Origin of the sequence: Rhodohalobacter sp. 614A (assembly GCF_021462415.1) — a bacterium.
GTDB lineage: Bacteria > Bacteroidota > Rhodothermia > Balneolales > Balneolaceae > Rhodohalobacter.
In genome coordinates this window covers 29,704-48,392 of the sequence record NZ_JAKEDS010000002.1, presented here as the reverse complement: position 1 = coordinate 48,392, position 18,689 = coordinate 29,704, and the positions used below count along the sequence as shown (strand labels likewise).

The following is an 18,689-nucleotide window of genomic DNA, read 5'->3' as shown; positions in this document are numbered from 1 at the left end:
GGCTGTATTCGGCTAAAATGATACCAAAGGAATGGCGAACCATTGATTGCAAATTGTTAAAGAGAAGAATCTATTCCTTCTGCCATCAGTTGCTCGAAGTTTAATTCTTCTGACTTCAAGTTTATGCTTTAGCCACTGTCATAATCCCCGAACTTTGTTCATTCAGATTATGAATCACTCTTGCCAGTTCAAATGTTGTGGCGCCGGTGGTAAATACATCATCCACAATAATCGGAAAGCGGCCTTTCAACGGTTGGGAATCTGTTACCCGGAATACACCCCGTAAATTTTCAGATCGTTGTTTTAGATTTAACCCGGTTTGGGTTTTGGTTTTTTTGATGCGCTCTATCACCCCGGGTTTAAGGATCTCCCACCCGGTTGACTTTGCCACTCCTTCTCCCAGTGCTCTTGCCTGATTATAACCGCGCTTGCGTTTTTTGGAGCGATGCAATGGTACGGGCATGATGAGCGGTTTAGCCTCATGGATTCCATCCAATTCTTCTTGAGAATGGCGATGTAAAAAATTTGTCCCCATCAGGTATCCAAGTTCCAGCCCAACGCCCCTCAAATGATGGTATTTTAATTTGTGCAATAAATCCTGAAGATATCCGCCTTTATCAAAATTCCACATTGTATTCACAAATTTTACGGTAGATGGTAGAATGTCATTCTGTTCGTCTCCAACAATTTCGAACCGATTGGTACGGCAGAGGGAACAAATAAATCTGTCTTCACTACTTGTAGATATACCACAACAAACACAGGTGGGCGGAAAGGCAATTTCCACATACGATTGATAGATTTTTTTCATTAATTCCATATCTGTATGAACCCAAAACCTGAAAATTCTTACATTCTTTTAGCAGAATGATTTTGCTGCTTTATGAATGGTTCACAATTCGTTAGATTTATTCAAAAATAATCTCTAAAAAAAGCTTTATGCCAGCTCTTGGTAAAGACCTGTCTAAAATTCGTTCTCATCTTGGTTTAACCGTTCAGGATGTCCAACATTTAACAAAAATTCCGGTTTCCACCCTTAAAACCATTGAAAATGGGGCTATCTTCAGCCATCCGGAAGAAAATCAAACATATATCCGGAGTTTTGTAAGGAGTTATGGCCGCGCTTTGAAAATTGACGATGATGTTATGATCAAAGCTCTCGACCAAAATCAGGCTGGAAATTATACTCATTTATTGCTGGAAGAATACCCGGCCCTGGCTCCACAAGAACCAACACCTTCGGAAACCGAACACGATCACGAAGCGGAAACTGATTCTGAATCGGAGAATGAGAACGAAGAATTCATCCCGCCTGAGGAAACAATCGAAAATGAATTCTCATTTGAAGATGAAGATCAAGATTCAGAAACTGCTGAAGAAGAAACAATTCAGGCGCCTCAAAATATTGAAGATAAATCGGATGTTGCCGAAACAGCCCCTCCTAAAAATGAGACTAAACCCAAAACAACAGATACCGAGCCTTCTGTAAAAAGTGTTGATTGGGCGGATGTCGGACGAAAATTTTCTCAAGAAAAGAAACACACTCCGGTATGGATTGTGGCTCTCATCATTATACTGATTATTGCCGGGTTTGTAGCCTATTTTCTATACGTAAATGGATTTTTCACACTGGGTGATGGATCACAGCAGGATCAGACACAAGAACAAGTGGATCCCGCAAATACTGCAACCCGGAGCAATTTATCACTTGAACTGGAAGACTCTCTTGCAGCTGTTGATGGCGAAACAGAAATGATTCAATCCGAACAAAGTGCTGTTCCAAGTGGCGAGACTCTTCAACTGACAATATATGCGGCATATGATGGTTTAGGACCTGTTCGGGTTTGGAGTGATATCAAACCCAGAATGGATCCCTATTGGCTTGAACAGGGAACTGCGATGCAATTTGAGTTTAGCGACACCATTCGTGTCCGCGGATCATACGAAAACATGCTGCTTTTTAAGGATGGGAACCTGATCGAAAATTCAGCTCAAAACTTTTTCCAACAGGAATCCGACTATATTGAACTTACACGCAATTTCTTTGAGTCGGACGAAAAATGGGCGACCAGCATCGACTACGAACTACCTGAAGGCATACCACCGCCGGATTCTATCGCAAACAGGCCTACCTTTTAAAATACTTTCTACCCATGGATAAAGCTTCTGCAAAGAAACGGGTTGAGGAGCTACGGGATCTCCTGAACCGCGCAAATAAAGCCTATTACCAGGAAGCCCACCCCTTCATTAGCGACCGGGAGTTCGACGAAGCCCTGGAAGAACTTGATAAACTGGAACAGGAGTTTGGCCTGGCTACCGAACATTCTCCCACACAGCGCGTGGGGGGAGAACCTTCCAGTGAATTCCCCACGGTGGAACACCCCACCCGGATGCTCAGCCTCGACAATACCTATAACGAGGAAGAACTGCGCGATTTTGACAGGCGGGTCCGGGATATCCTGGGACATTCCGACTACACCTATTCATGCGAAATGAAATTTGATGGAGCATCCATCCGGTTGAGGTATGAAAATGGTGAATTTGTTCTCGGGGCAACCCGCGGGGATGGAGAACGCGGAGATGACATCACACAGAACCTCAAAACCATTCGGGATATTCCCTTAAAGTTGAATACGGATTCACCTGAAGTGCTTGAAGTTCGGGGAGAAGCGTACATGGAAAAAGAGGCATTTGTACGCATGAATGAAAATCGTGAAGAACAGGGATTGCCATCCTTTGCCAATCCACGAAATTCGACTGCAGGATCTTTAAAAATGCAGGATTCAAGAGAAGTAGCGCGCCGTCCGATCAAATTTTTTGCTTTTGATCTGTTGATGGAAAACTCTGACCAAAACACGACTCATCAAAAGAAACTACATCTTTTAAAAGAGTATGGTTTCCAGGTTTGCGAACATTTTGAAGTGTGTAAATCTATTGATGATGTTTTTGATGTGATTGATCGCTGGGGAAGAATTCGGCCGGATTTGCCTTACGAAACAGATGGCGTGGTTCTGAAAGTAAATGAAGAAAAGTTTTACGAGGAACTCGGCACCACATCTAAATTTCCCCGGTGGGCTATTGCCTACAAATTTGAAGCTGAACAGGCTACAACAGTACTGGAATCTATTACATTGCAAGTAGGACGCCTTGGAAAAATTACACCGGTGGCGGAACTTAAACCGGTATTTTTGGCCGGAACAACCGTGAAACGGGCTTCCCTTCATAATGAAGATGAAATTCAGCGAAAAGATATTCGTGAAGGAGATACGGTTATTGTTGAAAAAGCTGGTGAAATTATTCCTCAAGTAGTCAGCGTTATGAATCCGGATGCGGAAAACAGAAACGCTCCCTTCTCTATGCCGAAGAATTGTCCGGCTTGCGGAGATGAATTGGTAAAACTGGATGGTGAAGTAGCCTGGAGATGTATTAATCCGCAGTGCCCTCCCCAAGTTCGCGAACGCGTTACACATTTTGCATCCAGGGATGCCATGGATATTGAAGGTCTTGGGGAAGCTGTTGTTGAACTTTTGCTTCAACAAGATCTTATCAAAACCTACGCTGATCTCTATACGCTTAAAAAAGAAGACATTGTTCCTTTGGAACGAATGGGTGAAAAAAGTGCTCAAAACCTGATTAATGCCATTGGAAAAAGTAAAAAACAATCCCTGGACCGTGTAATCTATGCGCTCGGAATACGTTTTGTAGGGAAGACAGTAGCGAAGGACCTTGCAAGCCACTTTCAGTCGCTTGATGCTCTTATTCGGGCTGATGCAGAGACGATGACCAATATCGACTCCATCGGCCCAAAGATAGCCGAGTCGGTTGAAGCTTTTTTTCAGAAAGAAAAAAACCAGGAACTGGTACAAAAGCTGAAAGATGCCGGTCTCGCTCTTGAACAGGAACAGGCCCGGTTATTATCAAAAAAACTGGAAGGGAAAAAAGTTGTGCTTACGGGAACACTGCCCACTTACACACGGAATGAAGCCAAAGAATTGATCGAAAAGCATGGCGGTACAACAACTTCTTCGGTTAGTAAAAACACGGATTATGTACTTGCGGGGGAATCTGCGGGAAGCAAACTGGACAAAGCCAAACAACTCGGAATCACCGTTTGGACGGAGGATGAATTCCGAACAGAAATTGGTGAGCTGTAACCTGCAACAGCTGATGGAATTATTATAGATATCCGAACCTCTTTTATTAATCGTAAACCCTTCTTATACTTTTCATTACCTCTGTGTTCGTTTACACTCGGGATTATCTAAAAAATCTATCATGAGTATTCTCAAAAAAATTGGCCTTGGACAAAAAAAACGGGAAGCAGCTCCTAACATCGGCGCCAATAAGATTAAGGAGGAAAGGGAGAATAAAGAAAGGAAAAACAAATACTTTCGGGCTATTATTTTCATATGTTTCTTGCTCATCATCCTGATCACTCTTCCCAAATCCACGTTCCAAACCGTTTCCAATTATTCGGTTGGTGAACCGTGGCGCGCAGATGATTTGACCGCTCCATTTACCTTCGCCATCAAAAAAACGGCAGATGAGCTAGAGCAGGAAAGAGACCAAATTCAGCAACAGACCGCTCCTATTTTTCACGTTGATCCGGATGCTCGTGCCACTGTAGAGGCCCGCTTAGACTCTCTTTATCGTGATTTTCAACCAGTATTAGACAGTTATTTGCAATGGCAACGGTCCCGGCAAGAGGGAAGTTCTTCTGCTGCTAATGACAGCATCCGGTATATGCAGGAACGAAATTTTTCAATTGTAGAGCTCGACTCATCATCCTGGAATACCATCCTTGAAAATTACTCTGCCGTTATCCTGAATAATCAACCTCAACAGCGGTCGGTAATCTCTCAAATTCGAAATCAGCTACAAAATTTGATCAGTTCGCTGATGTCAGACGGCATCATTGACCGGGAAAAAGGAGACCTGCAAAGCGATGAAATTACAATCAGAAATCTCCAGGACCGAACAGAAAGAACGGTAGATAAAGCCAATATACGAGATCTCCCGGAAACACTTGATTATTCGCGGCTTTATCTGAACAGAATATTTATTCCCAATGTAGCGCAGGCGGCACTTCAGATTTACAGCCAGGTTATTAAAGCAAATTGGGTCTACAGCGAATCGGCGACCCAAGAACGCCTCGATGAAAATCTGGCAAATATTTCTACCACAAAAGGAGCCGTTGATCAGGGAGAGATCATCATCCGAACCGGGGATATTATTACTCCGGAAACGGCTAACAAACTCTATAGCCTTGCTGAGGCGCGTGCTCAAACAGCATCTACCCTTGAAAGATGGCTGAGATATCTTGGAGAGTCGATTGTGATCATCATGGCAACCGTGATGTTTATTTTCTACCTCTACCTTTATCGGCGGTCTATTTTCGATCAGCCCTCTATGCTGCTGCTTGTATTTTTGGTATTAGGTGCAGTTATTCTCACCAGCACGCTTATTTACCCCATCGAAAACGTAAATAGCTACATTGTACCGATTTCCATAGCTCCCATTATTCTAACCATTATTTTTGATTCAAGGGTTGGGTTGATGGCCACTATAACAATCGCCATTATTACCGGGTTGATTCACGACAATAATTTTGAATACCTGGTTGCAACCACAGCAGCGTGCAGTTTGGGGGTCTTTTCTGTTCGTGATATTAAAAAACGTTCGCAGTTCTTCTTCATCACACCCGGAATTGTTTTTGCGACTTATTTAGTGGTAATATCGGGATTTGCTTTAACGCGGCTCAGCGGCTGGGGCAACTTCTGGCCCGATCTGATGTTTATCGCCATCAACTCCGTATTCATCCTTTTTACCTATCCGTTGATTTTGTTGTTCGAAAAATTGTTCAAAATCACAACCGATTTCACACTCCTTGAGTTAGCGGATACGAACCTCCCACTAATGAAAGAATTAATGGGGAAAGCGCCGGGAACTTTCCATCACAGCCTGCAGGTTGCCAACCTGGCTGATTCGGCCGCCTCGGCAATTGGCGCTAATGCTCTGCAATGCCGGGTTGGTGCCATGTATCACGACATTGGCAAAATGGTAAAACCCAGCTACTTTATTGAAAACCAGAGCCAAACAAATGAGCACGAAAAGCTCAAACCACGCATGAGTACGCTGGTGATTAAAGCTCATGTCAGCGAAGGTGCAAAAATTGCCCAAGAGCATAATCTACCGAAGGTAATTATCGAGTTTATCAAAACCCATCACGGTACTTCTCTTATAAAATATTTTCACAAAAAAGCTACCGATGAGGAAGAAGATGTACAGGATGAAGATTTTCGATACGACGGTCCCATTCCTTATACAAAAGAACAAGGTATTCTGATGCTTGCCGATACTGTGGAGGCTGCCTGCCGTTCTATGAAGGATCCGACCTATAATAAGCTTGAAAACCAGATAAACAAGCTTGTTGATGATCATATAAACGACGGCCAATTGGCTAATTGTCCTTTAACGTTCCGGCAAATTCAAATCATTAAAGATTCTTTTCTGAGCATCCTGAAAGGGGTATATCATACAAGAATTGAATATCCCGACGATGAAAAGAAGCAGGACGAATCGAAAAAAAAACGAACAGAAAAAACAACCCGAGAATAAAGAGATCCCTGATACGGAGACATCATAAAAAATGAAGGCTTTTGAACGAGAACTCAAGCAGTACCTGCAGTTCATAAAACTTGAGAAAGGCCTCTCCGAAAACTCCGTCATCTCCTATCAAAACGATCTGGACCGGTATCTGGATTTTATAGCAAAAGACCTGAATGTCCGGGATTTGGGTGGCGTAACCCATTCTCACATCGAACAATACCTGGAACTGTTAACGGATATGGGGCTGGCCGTCAGTACGATTGCCCGAAATATCTCCAGCATCCGGAGTTTCCACGAGTTTGCCCTTGTTGAAAAACTTGCTGAAGCCAACCCGGCAGAGTTGATCGATCTGCCCAAAAAAGCCCAAAAATTACCTGAAGTATTGGATGCCAATGAAATTGAGCGCATCATTGATACTGCCGACCGTACAACCTCCGCCGGCATCCGGGATGCGGCCATCCTTGAAACACTCTATGCAAGCGGCATGCGTGTAAGTGAATTAACGGACCTGGAGATGAACCGGCTTTTCTTTGAAATAGGCTTCATCAGAGTAATCGGGAAAGGAAATAAAGAGCGGCTGGTACCTATCGGAGAAATAGCACAGCAGGCAATTGAGCATTACATAGAAACCGCCCGGAAAGAATTTATGAGCGATAAAAATCCCGGAAAGAGTGAAAATAAGCTTTTCCTGAATCAACGCGGCGGACCGCTAAGCCGCATGAGTATCTGGAATATTGTGAATAAGTACGCACAAAAAGCGGAAATCAAAAAAAACGTATATCCTCATATTTTTCGCCATTCGTTCGCAACTCACCTGCTTGAGGGCGGAGCTGATTTGAGAGCCGTACAAGAGATGCTTGGCCACACCTCTATTGTAACCACCGAAATTTACACCCATGTAGACCGTTCCCTGCTTCACCAGGTACACAAACAGTTCCACCCCAGAGCCTGACATCGCCAGAAAAAAAGCCCTGATTTATTGATGTTTACAGTCTGTAAATGCAATCGATAGTCACGAAAAGAACAGTTCATTATCCACTTCCTGGATCATCCTCCATGTAAATGATTCACTTTCCAATACGAGGTGGAAATATCTTTGATTATCCGTTCTTACCACATAATGGTAATGAAATCCCTTGCCTACCCGCTCACGGTGTACCTGCCGAATCTCCGAAATTTTATAGCGTTTCCCATCCCGTGTTTCAAACCGGTAGGGAGTTACATGATGAGGAATATCAGAATGATGAAATCCCCTCATTACATTGAGTACATTTATGGGAGGAAATTTGTTGTTGTTATTATCCACAGGCGTAAAAAATTTGAGTACACCTACACATTACACATGTTTTACACATATTTCAACCTGTACGTAAAATTTTTATTCGCATTTATGCAAAACCAACATTCACCAATAGATATCGTTTATTTCTTATCTTGAAGGATTGAGAAAAATTCATGTTGTGAAAGGTCGAAATAAAGCTATGGTTTTAGTACGGTTTATACTTCCAATCTTATTTCTTCTGTTGGCGGATCTGGCTGTTGTTCAGGCTCAAATCAGTTACCAGGTTAGTAATTATAGTGCAAGTGAAGCCGGGGCCGGAAACCAAAACTGGGATATTACAGCCAACGACAGTGGAAGTATTTTAATCGCCAATAACAACGGTTTATTGATTTATGAAAATTCCACATTTACTCTCCACAAACTTCCAGGCAGTACGGTATTCCGCTCTGTAGCATACATCAATGATAGAATCTACACCGGTTCTTTTGAAGATTTTGGCTATTGGGAAGAAAACGCGGCAGGCGAACTTCAATATCACTCGCTGGCAAACAGACTGGAAAATCCGGATTTAAACAACGATGAAATCTGGAAAATTGTAGAACATCAAAACAAAATTTACTTCCACAGCTTTGGGTCTGTTTATTGTTATGATGAAGTAAATGCAGACGTTTATCGCCTGGATCCACCCGGATCGTTTATGTTTTTATACAAAATCGGAGACAACGTTTACACTCAACAAGTTCAGGGAGGATTGCGACGGCTGATAAATGATGAATTTATTCCGGTAGCCGGAAGCGAATTTCTCAGCCAGGAAGAAGTAGCCTCAATTATTCGCCTGAACGAGAACTCCATGCTCATTGGTACCTCCGGCGGAATTTATACGTTTGATGGAAATGCATTTGATGATTGGGAGGCAGAACGCGCCGACGAGGTGGTTCAAAACAGGATCAATACGATTGTCCGGACAGACGATAAAATTATTATCGGAACTATTCTGAATGGCATTTACATCTACGATCTGGATTTTAATTTTCTCGAAAATATTAACACCAGGAATCAACTCCAGAACAACACCATTTTATCACTTCACGCCGATTCTTTTGGAAATGTGTGGGTTGGGATGGACAGGGGAATCGGCTACATCGCTTTTGATACACCCATTCATCCATACCTGGAAGAACCCGATGGAATAGGAAGTGTTTATACTGCTGCCCTTCATAATAACGAACTTTACATAGGTACAAACCGGGGCATCTACTGGTACAAAAGGGATGAAAACGGAAATTTTTATGACAAATCTCTGATCCCGGATTCCCAGGGACAGGTTTGGTTTCTCAAAGTATTTGATGAAAAACTGTACAGCGGCTTGAACGATGGAACTTACCTTATCGAAAATAAGGAGTTGACCAAAGTAAGTACCGTTCACGGGGGATATAACCTGAAACCTTACCCAGTCAATAACCGGGAACTCCTCCTGCAAAGTACATACAGCAACCTTGTTGTCTATCAAAAAGAGAATGACATTTGGCAACAATCATATTTGATGTCCGGATTTCAATCACCCGCCCGTTTCCTGGAATTTGATCATATTGGAAACATCTGGCTTGGGCATACTATCCGGGGAGTTTTTCGGCTTCAACCAAACATGCAATTTAACCGGATCGATCAAATCCGTGAAATTGGACGCGCCGAGGGGCTCCCGCAGAGTACGAATCTTGTATTCAAGATGAACAACCAGATAATGACTTCCATCGCCGATACGCTTTATCAGTGGGATGCCATTAACGAAAGGTTTGTCCCCTATAACGATTTAAATGAGTTTTTTACGGTCAGGGAATCCGTATCCAATATTATTCCCGTTGGTGAACAATGGTATTGGATTATTAAGGAATCAGAAATTCTGTTGGTGGAAGTTTACTTCAATTCCATAAATCTTGTGTACAGAATACTGCCCGAAATGTATAATCTAAAACTGGTTGAGGGTTATGAAAATATCATTCCGCTGAATGAAAACTTACATCTTATCAGCCTGGAAGATGGTTTTGCCGTTCTCAATCTGGACCTTGTGAATGAAACGAACTATCCCGCTCCTGAAGTTGAATTGAATTCCGTTACAATCAGTAATTCACAACAACATACATCCGTCCTTAATCCCGATGTATCTTCAGAAAAGAATTTTTCCAATCAAAACAATTCGATTCGTTTTAATTGGTCAACCACCCAAATGGCCGGAAATCGTGCGTTCTTTCAATACAAACTGGATGGAATTGATGCAAACTGGAGTGAATGGACAACCAACACTCAGTCAGAATACCTTCGGTTGCCCGCCGGAGAATATACCTTTTTTGTCCGCTCGATTGGCCCCAGCGGACAGCTTACGGAGCCGGTAACTTTCTCTTTTACAATTGAAGTACCATGGTATTTGTCACCCGCAGCCTTTGTGCTCTACTTTATTTTATTATTGTCTTTTGTTTTGATGATTCGATTCTATATCTCCCGCCGAAGATGGAAAAAACTCGGTGAAGAGCTGGAAAAGAATCAGCAGAAAATTCTTGAGGATCGGGAAAAAGCGGAGAAAGAAGTGATCAAACTGAGTAATGAAAAACTTCAGAATGAAATTGAGCACAAATCTGCGCAACTGGCGTCCAATACCATGGCAATGATGCGCAAAAACAATCTTTTGAGTTCCATTAAAGATGAACTGGAGAGTCAAAAAGAAAAGTCACGAAATCAACTTCCTGACAAATCCTATAACAAACTCATTAAACTGATTGAAGATGGAATTGAAGATGAGCATGAGTGGGAAATTTTTGAACAGTTATATAACGAAGCCCATGGAAATTTCTTCAAACGGCTGAAGGAAGAATATCCCCAGCTTACTCCAAGCGATCTTCGGCTTTGTGCATATTTGCGGATGAACCTCTCTTCAAAGGAAATTGCACCACTTTTAAATATTTCCGTTCGCGGTGTGGAAGAGCGTCGGTATCGACTACGGAAACGTCTGGATCTTTCAACGGATCAGAATCTTACTGAATTGATTATGACGTTTTAGCGCGGAGAGCGTGGCGCAAGGCGTTTAGCGGTTCAATGATTTTTGGAAAGAGCTTGTTTTACGACAAAACTTATCCAGATCTTCTAAAATATCTTCCTTTTGTTTCTCTGAAATCAATTTTCTTCGGCATAACAAAATTGCAATATTCGCATTTTCAAAGGCTGAGTTCCTGGCGTCATCCAAATATCGGTTAAAGACCTTTTTAAAACTCGATCCTGACCCTTCCGCAATATTGTTCGACATGCTCATTCCCGCTCCCCGCAACTGATCTGCAAATCGGAACAGTTTTCTCTGTTCAAGGTTATCTGCTATATCAAACAGAGTATCTGCAATTTCAATTGCTATTTGCCAAATTTCCAGTTTTTGAAATCTAAATTCAGCCATAGTGGTAATAGATTTTGCAGTTCACCTGTTCTTATATATGAACCAAAAATCTGTGAACCTTACACAATCAGGCTGAAAAGATTACATCGTACTTATCCTTCTTCGCCCCACACTTTACGCCAAGCTTTCTGCGCTAAGCGCCATGCTATTCCAAAACAAACTCAGCCGACTGCGTGTCTTTTGAACTTCCTCCTACAAAGACCATAAATTCTCCGGGTTCAGAGCCGTAACTCATATCCTTTTGGTAGAATGACAAGTCTTTATTCGTAACGTTGAAGACTACTTCTTTCGATTCTCCCGGTTGCAGGTTTATTTTTTGAAATCCTTTTAAACGTCGCGCCGGAGGAGCTATCGAAGCCACTTTATCGTGCAGATAGAGCTGTACTACTTCTTCGCCTGCGTATTCACCCGTATTGCTGACTGTAACCGATACTTGCAGGCTATCGGATGTGGCCATTTTGTTGGATGATAAAGTAATCGGGCTATAATCAAAGGTTGTGTAACTCAAACCGTGACCAAAAACATACAGAGGCTCGTTGGATATATCCAGGTACTTTGAGGTGTATTTGTTATTGGCATCAAACGGGCGGCCGGTATTTTTCATATCATAGTGGATAGGAATTTGGCCAACACTTTTCGGAAATGTCACCGGCAGTTTTCCGGATGGATTATAATCGCCAAAAAGTACATCGGCGATGGCGTCGCCTGTGGTTGTTCCCAAGAACCATGTTTCGAGAATAGCAGGAATGTTTTCATCCAGCCAGTTGATAGTTAATGGACGGCCATTCATCAATACGGCAACGGTTGGTTTGCCGAGTGCATGAATTTCTTTGGCAAGCTCTTGCTGTGCGCCGGGCAAATCAATTTCTGAACGGCTTGCTGCCTCACCTGACATCCAGTACGCTTCGCCCAAAGCCAAAATCACCATATCAGCCTGACGGGCAGCGTTAACAGCCGCATCAAAGCCGGATGTATCTCCATCATCAATTCCGGTCCCTTTTGCATGGATGAAATTAATTTCCGGTTTTTTATTCTTCAATCCCTGCAACAGGGAAACGGATTTCGACCAATCTCCTGCGGCCGACCAGCTTCCAATCAGATCGCGTTGACTATCTGCAAGCGGGCCAATCACGGCAATCGTTTCCACATCATCTTTGATTGGTAGAACCTGGTTTTGATTCTTCAAAAGAACCATTGATTTCCGGGCCATATCGCGGGCTGTCTCAATATTCTCAGGTTTCATGATTTCAGCTTCTTCCCTTTCAGTAGAGCTGTAGCGATATGGATCTTCAAACAAACCCAATTGATATTTCACACGCAGAACATTTGCAACGGCATTGTCTAGTTGTTCTTCTGTGATTTTGCCCTCTTCAACCAGATCTGCCAGATTTCGTTGATAAAATCCATCCTGCATGCTCATATCAATTCCGGCATTCATCGCGAGCTCTGTGGCGTGCTGTTCATCTCTTGCCACTCCGTGAAAAAGCAGTTCCATGATGGCTGTATAGTCTGTTACTACAAAACCGTCAAATCCCCATTCATCCCGAAGGATATCCTCAAACAGGTACTCATTGGCTGTAGCAGGAATTCCGTTGAGCGTGTTAAAAGATGTCATCACAGTAGCAGCTCCTGCATCAAAACCTGCTTTGAATGGTGGCAGATAGATCTCGCGCAATTCCCTATCCGACATGTCAACGGTGTGATAATCCCGGCCGGCTTTTGCAGCCCCATAAGCGGCAAAGTGTTTCATAGTTGCGGCAATTGTCTGTACATCTCCTAGGTCATTTCCCTGGAATCCACGCACTCTTGCTGCCGAAATCTTCGATCCCAGATAGGTATCTTCACCTGCACCCTCTACAATTCTTCCCCAGCGAGGATCCCGAGAAATATCAACCATTGGAGCAAATGTCCAGTGCAATCCTTCTGCGGAGGCTTCACGGGCAGCAACTCTTTCGGAAGCTTCAATAAGATCCAGATCCCAGCTTGCAGCTTGTCCCAGCGGAACCGGAAAAATGGTTCGGTGGCCGTGAATTACATCGTATCCGAACAAAAGAGGAATGCCAAGCCGTGTTTCGTTAACTGCCATCTCCTGAAGTTCTCGTGTATACTCAGCACCATAGGCATTAAATATCGCTCCCACGTTTCCGGATCTGACATCCTCCAAATATTCCGGGCGTAAAAATGCACCGGTTTGATCCATATCGCTGGTATAAAGCGTAAGCTGACCAACTTTTTCCTGTAGCGTCATGACCGACAACAGCGAATCCACTTTTTGTTCGATGCTTCTCTCGGAATCAGAGACAGGAGAATTACTGCCACACCCAAAACTCGCTGATAGTATTGTCACAATCGCCAATATCAACATTTTCTTCATTGCTTCCACTCTGCTATTTGATATTAAAATTATTCGTTTGTAGTAAAACCAAGTTCTTGCAGCGCCGATTGTACTTCGGGCGCATCCATAAAAAGATCCCATAATAAACCCGACCGATGGTTTTCTATCATGATGATAATCGGGCCCTGATCAATAGCCAGGTAGGAATTCGCCCACCACCCTTGTGTGGGATTAAATGCATCATGAAATCCGTATTCACCCCAAAGTTTATCACCCAATGCATAGTAAAAATGGCGAATCGCATCCATCGATTCATCCGGAGTGTATGGGATAGACGAAACGGCTGCAGTTGGTGTAATGGTCCCGTCATCGTGTGTTGGTTCATGAGCTTTGTACCCTTCGGGATTGTCGCTTGCCGTGAGGCCCCAACTGTTGGCACTGTATCCCACAAAATTATTGGGATTGACAATATTATGCTCACGGTTTATGAGCGTATGATTTTGATTTTGCGTCCAGTAATTTGCATACGAATCAGATAAGTTTCTTGGGTCGAGTCCCAGAAAGGAATAATGTGCAAAAAAGAGTGGACCGCCATAATCGAATCCGACGGGAAGCGTGATTCCATAAAATGATTTCCCATTCACAATTCCACCTGATCTTGCCCATCCCTGTTGATATACTTCAGGATTAATTCCATAATCATCAGACGATGCGGCCAGCACATACACAATCAATGCTTCATTATAGCCTTGTATTTGGTGATTCATTCTCCACTCGTGATTTTCTGACCAGTGCCAATACAAAACATCTTGACCACCCTGCGTGTACCAGTTCCATTCGATGGTATCGAGAAGGCCATTGATCTGATCGATCAGATTTCCCTCCTCTTCAATTCCCTCATTTAAAAATTCGCGAACCGTTATGAGTCCCTGTGCCATGAACGCCGTTTCAACAAGATCACCGCCATCATCGTACTGGCTAAAGGGGATTGCATTGCCTGTATTTCCATTCATCCAATGAGGCCAAACTCCATGAAAGCGATCCGCCGATTCCAGGAAATCCACAATTTTTTGAAGCCGTTCTACTCCTTCATTCCGGGTAATAAATCCACGGTGAATGCCGACCAAAATCGCCATAACTCCAAAGCCGCTGCCTCCGATTGTAACGGTATCTCCCGAGGTGTTCCGCTCTCTTGCCAGTCCGCTCACCGGATGCGCAAAATCCCAAAAGTAGCCAAAAGTAGCTTCCTGGATTTTTGTGAGTAGCTCTTCATCAGAAATTTGCGGAAACTTCGGTTCGGAATTCAGGCCGGTTTGAAAACGGGTGTTAAACTCGTCGAACTCAAATCCGTTTTCAAAAGACAGATCACCACTTATATTCACAAAATAGTGGCGATAGTAATCAAGGTCTTCTGTATTGGTGATGGTCACGGTTTTGCCATCCGGCGAAAGTGAAAAGTCGGATGCAAATGACGGCGTAATTCTGATATCGTTCTGCAAATTCTGTTCGTTTAACGATTCAGAAAAGACAATCTCCACAGTTACATCATTATAAGTTACATTGCGAATCACAGATTGTTCTGGCAGCTCTGTATTGTTGACTGTTATGGAAACGATCTCTCCTGACCCGTTTTTGGTTTCAAATAGAAATTCCACGCCTGGAAAATGGGCACCTTCAGCTGATTCAAGTTCATCAGAAATTTCAAGTTTATATTCGTGTAGCCAGTTCAGTGTTTGCTGTGGAGTGATGACAACGCTGTTTCCATTATTCTCAAATGTTATGTCAGACGAAACAGCTTCATCATTTTCAAGAGAAACAATTCGAATACTGTTTTGAGCTTGTTGCTGATTTAAAGCCGTTGAAAAATCAATCGTAAATGTAGCAGTTGCTGGAATATCGGGAGTCGATTGGCTGCTTCTCAGTGTCACATCATCGGCAGAAGCTTTAAGCAATTGGAATGTACCCGGTTCAGGTTCCGTGCTTTTATCTTTGCAGCCTGTTATTAGGAAAGCAATCAAAAAAAAATTAATTACAAAAAAGAGACGATATGAAAAATTCTCCCTTACTGTAGAAAGATTATATAGTTTGTGATTCATTACTTCATAAATACTTCAACTGTGATAAAAAACTCCCGGTGTGGAGCGCCACTCCCTCACTCAGGCAAAGCAGCATCCATACCGGGAATTATGGTGGATACGCGAACGTACCTCTATGGGTTTTCTTGAATTAACTTTCTGAATCGTACATTAACTGAATTTCAGTTTCAGTAAGGGCTTTATGATAGATTTTTATATCGTCAAGCTGACCTTTGAAGTGATTTGCTGTTGGGAAATCATATCCTCCCCAAGGTTCATTATCCCACATTGTACCCTGTCTTGATTGGATAAATCCAAAAGCTAATTCTGGATAAACGTCAGGTTCACTGCCATTGTAAGCCATGCCCGTCATATTTTGTAATGGGCTGTCTGCATCCAACAATGTAAAGTCGTGATGCATTCTTAATTGACCATTTACATATAATGAACGAGATTTATTTGGTCCATCAACAATAATGGTTACATGAGTCCATTTATCTTTAATTAAAGCAGGTACATCCTCTTCATCGCTTACAGTAATGGCTACATAACCGCCGGTTTGTCCGGTAATACCATCTCCATTCCAATTCATATTACCAGCCCCTGTAACCGTTCCATCTGAAAGCCTGACCGCATTTGGGATGGCAAATTGAGAGTAGTTAGCTGGAATTTCCATCTGGATTCCATGGAATGCCGCCAACCCAAATACAAAATGTCCGGCTGGATCTCCATTTTCATTTACGTGATTTGTAGAATTGGTTTTTAGCCAAAAACTCATCGTAAATTCCTCGGTATCAATTAATTGATCGCCATTGGGGATCTCAATAATACTTGCATCTCCATCAAATGTGGCAGCCATTCCGGCAGCATCATTACGGCTGTCTGTATAGGTAATAGCGACGACTCCAGAGGCACTCGGGCTGTAAGTTCCAACTACATCATCCGCAGTATCTTCAAATGTCCAATTAGCAACCATGCCCGCAGGTGCAAATGTACCCGCTGTGGAGAAAGACCGGGTTGTATTTGCAAGCGGTTGATCATCTTCGTTCAGAAGTCCACTGCTAAGTGTCAGTTGATACAGAGCGCCAGATCCCAGGTTCTCTTGTGGAGTAATTGTAATCGTTGCTCCGCTTACAGAAATATCCAACGGAATCTGCTCATCGTTATAATCCTGAACTAACATGATATTCGCTGATGTAGCCGTTGCAGCTTGCACATTAGAGCTAAAAGTCACTTCAATGCTTGCATCCGCTGGCACATCTTCGGGGGATTCAGCAGCATTCAAATCCTGACCTCCTACCGTCATCGACTCGATGTTCAAATCTTCTGGTCCACTATCGGTTCCACATGCCTGAAACAGAACAGCCATCATAAAAACAGCTGAAAGCATCAGTAGTGTTGTAAGTTTTGTTTTCATAATTATTTGTTTTTGTTATGGTTGGATTGATGTTTTAAATGTTCTTTTACCAATTTTCATTTTGAGTGAGCGTTCCCTGCGACAGGTCAATTTCACTTTGAGGAATTGGAAGTACTTCATGTTTGCCTTCTACAAATCCGTACGGACCGAGTACTTCCGGTGCTTTTCCGGTGCGAACAAGATCCCAGAAACGATGGCCTTCAAGTGCCAACTCCAGTCTGCGTTCTTTTATGATCAGATCTCTGAGGGCATCCTTATTTGTCTCAGTGATATCCGGCAGAATGGATGCATTTCCCTGGCGGGCTCTCTCCCTCACCTGATTCAGATAAGTCAGCGCCTGCCCTGGTTTATTATTTTCATTCAGAGCTTCGGCTGCCATCAACAGCACGTCTGCATAACGAATAAGGCGCCGGTTATGCCCGAATTGTGTATTGGTTGATGTTCCCGGAATCCACACTTTTTGGTTGTAACTTTCTATTTGAAGAATTCCGTTTTCATCGGTCATTTCATCGGGAGTTGTACCATCACCCAAAATTTCTACTCCGTCAATAACTTCACCAAGTTCAATAATTGTGGCATCTCGACGCGGATCGTTTGGGCCGAACGCTTCCCTTAAATCAACAGAAGGCCGGTTAAAGCCCCATCCTCTGTTTGGAGTGCCGCGAACACCTTGGGTATTGGCATACTGATTACCACCATTATCTGTGCCGGAAGTGGCAACAGCGCCAATTTCAAAGACGGATTCTATGCCGTGCTCCCCGCCGGGTCCGTTTGCATCATAAAAATCAGGTTCCAGTCCATATTCGCCAGAATTGATAACTTCCATCGCATACTGCTCAGCACCTTCAAAATCTTGTTGAAACAGGTATACTTTTGCCAGTAATGCCTGTGCAGCTCCTCTGGTCACTCTTCCCAGATCGTTGGCACCATATGCACTTTTGGGCGGAAGATTGTCGATCGCAAACAGCAGATCCTGCTCTACCAAATCATAAATCTCGGCGGCTGATGATCTCTGAACTTCAAAGGGAACTTCCAATGAGGTAACCAATGGAACACCACCCCATGCCCGAACCAAATCGAAGTAGTAAAGCCCTCTCAAAAAACTTGCTTCAGCCAGATACCGGCTTTTCAATTGCTGATCCATTTGTATAGGCTCAACTTTCTCAAGAACCACATTGGCACGTTTGATCCCTTCATAAAGTGCATTCCACCATCGGTCAAGCCCGTCTTGAGTTGGGGTGTGCGTGAAATTATCATATGGCCCCTGTGTATTTGCGCCGTCATTGGGGTTACTTCCTTTGTGTCCATCATCAGACATAAAATCTAGAATGGGAAATCCACCACTGTGATAGTGCCAGCTCCGAACAGTTGAATACACGGCGTTTGTCGCTTGCAGAGCATCTTCCGGAGTCGTTGGAAATGCTTCTTGCGTCAGTTCCCCCTGGGGACTAACACTTAAAAAATCCTCGCAGCCTGCAAAAGCCACAAGTACAAATGTCAAAATTAAAATCTTGTGAATTTTCATAATTATGGCC

12 protein-coding genes are annotated in these 18,689 nt (G+C 43.2%); 5 read left to right on the top strand and 7 right to left on the bottom strand.

The genetic code is table 11. The features are described 5' to 3' along the window. Positions 1-121: 121 nt before the first annotated feature. Positions 122-811, bottom strand: coding sequence for a ComF family protein (locus L0B18_RS09090; RefSeq protein WP_234571447.1), 690 nt, complete (start codon positions 809-811; stop codon positions 122-124). Positions 812-939: 128 nt separating this feature from the next. Between L0B18_RS09090 and L0B18_RS09085 the strand changes: the two genes are divergently transcribed. The 4 genes from L0B18_RS09085 (at position 940) to xerD (ending at position 7,561) form a co-directional block, all read left to right on the top strand. Beyond that, positions 940-2,139: a helix-turn-helix domain-containing protein gene (locus L0B18_RS09085; RefSeq protein ID WP_234571446.1), complete on the top strand. Its 1,200-nt coding sequence runs from the start codon at positions 940-942 to the stop codon at positions 2,137-2,139. Between the two features lie 14 nt (positions 2,140-2,153). Beyond that, positions 2,154-4,154, top strand: a complete 2,001-nt coding sequence (ligA, locus tag L0B18_RS09080) for an NAD-dependent DNA ligase LigA (RefSeq protein ID WP_234571445.1) — start codon at positions 2,154-2,156, stop codon at positions 4,152-4,154. A 121-nt stretch (positions 4,155-4,275) separates the two neighbouring features. Next, on the top strand, positions 4,276-6,618 hold the full coding sequence (locus L0B18_RS09075; protein ID WP_234571444.1) for an HD family phosphohydrolase: 2,343 nt from the start codon (positions 4,276-4,278) through the stop codon (positions 6,616-6,618). 31 nt (positions 6,619-6,649) lie between these two features. After that, a complete protein-coding gene (xerD, locus tag L0B18_RS09070; RefSeq protein WP_234571443.1) occupies positions 6,650-7,561 on the top strand; it encodes a site-specific tyrosine recombinase XerD in 912 nt (303 codons plus the stop codon). A gap of 60 nt (positions 7,562-7,621) precedes the next feature. On the opposite strand, the gene L0B18_RS09065 is transcribed toward xerD, so the two are convergent. Further along, entirely contained in the window at positions 7,622-7,915 is a 294-nt protein-coding gene (locus L0B18_RS09065; protein WP_234571442.1) for a hypothetical protein, read from the bottom strand. 154 nt (positions 7,916-8,069) lie between these two features. Between L0B18_RS09065 and L0B18_RS19835 the strand changes: the two genes are divergently transcribed. Beyond that, positions 8,070-10,943, top strand: coding sequence for a triple tyrosine motif-containing protein (locus L0B18_RS19835; protein WP_234571441.1), 2,874 nt, complete (start codon positions 8,070-8,072; stop codon positions 10,941-10,943). A gap of 24 nt (positions 10,944-10,967) precedes the next feature. Here the strand turns inward: L0B18_RS19835 and L0B18_RS09055 are convergent, their stop codons facing one another. From L0B18_RS09055 to L0B18_RS09035, 5 genes are all read right to left on the bottom strand, one after another. Beyond that, the gene (locus L0B18_RS09055) at positions 10,968-11,327 is read right to left on the bottom strand and encodes a four helix bundle protein (protein ID WP_234571440.1); all 360 of its coding nucleotides are present in this window, start codon (positions 11,325-11,327) and stop codon (positions 10,968-10,970) included. Positions 11,328-11,472: 145 nt separating this feature from the next. Then, a complete protein-coding gene (locus L0B18_RS09050) occupies positions 11,473-13,803 on the bottom strand; it encodes a glycoside hydrolase family 3 N-terminal domain-containing protein (protein ID WP_234571439.1) in 2,331 nt (776 codons plus the stop codon). Next, the gene (locus tag L0B18_RS09045; protein ID WP_234571438.1) at positions 13,731-15,680 is read right to left on the bottom strand and encodes a glucoamylase family protein; all 1,950 of its coding nucleotides are present in this window, start codon (positions 15,678-15,680) and stop codon (positions 13,731-13,733) included. The genes L0B18_RS09050 and L0B18_RS09045 overlap by 73 nt, the downstream gene beginning before the upstream one ends. 208 nt (positions 15,681-15,888) lie before the next feature. Further along, on the bottom strand, positions 15,889-17,154 hold the full coding sequence (locus L0B18_RS09040) for an Ig-like domain-containing protein (RefSeq protein ID WP_234571437.1): 1,266 nt from the start codon (positions 17,152-17,154) through the stop codon (positions 15,889-15,891). A gap of 46 nt (positions 17,155-17,200) precedes the next feature. Beyond that, positions 17,201-18,679 carry a RagB/SusD family nutrient uptake outer membrane protein gene (locus L0B18_RS09035; RefSeq protein ID WP_234571436.1) on the bottom strand — a complete coding sequence of 493 codons (1,479 nt, stop codon included), beginning with the start codon at positions 18,677-18,679 and terminating at the stop codon, positions 17,201-17,203. Between the last annotated feature and the right edge of the window lie 10 nt (positions 18,680-18,689).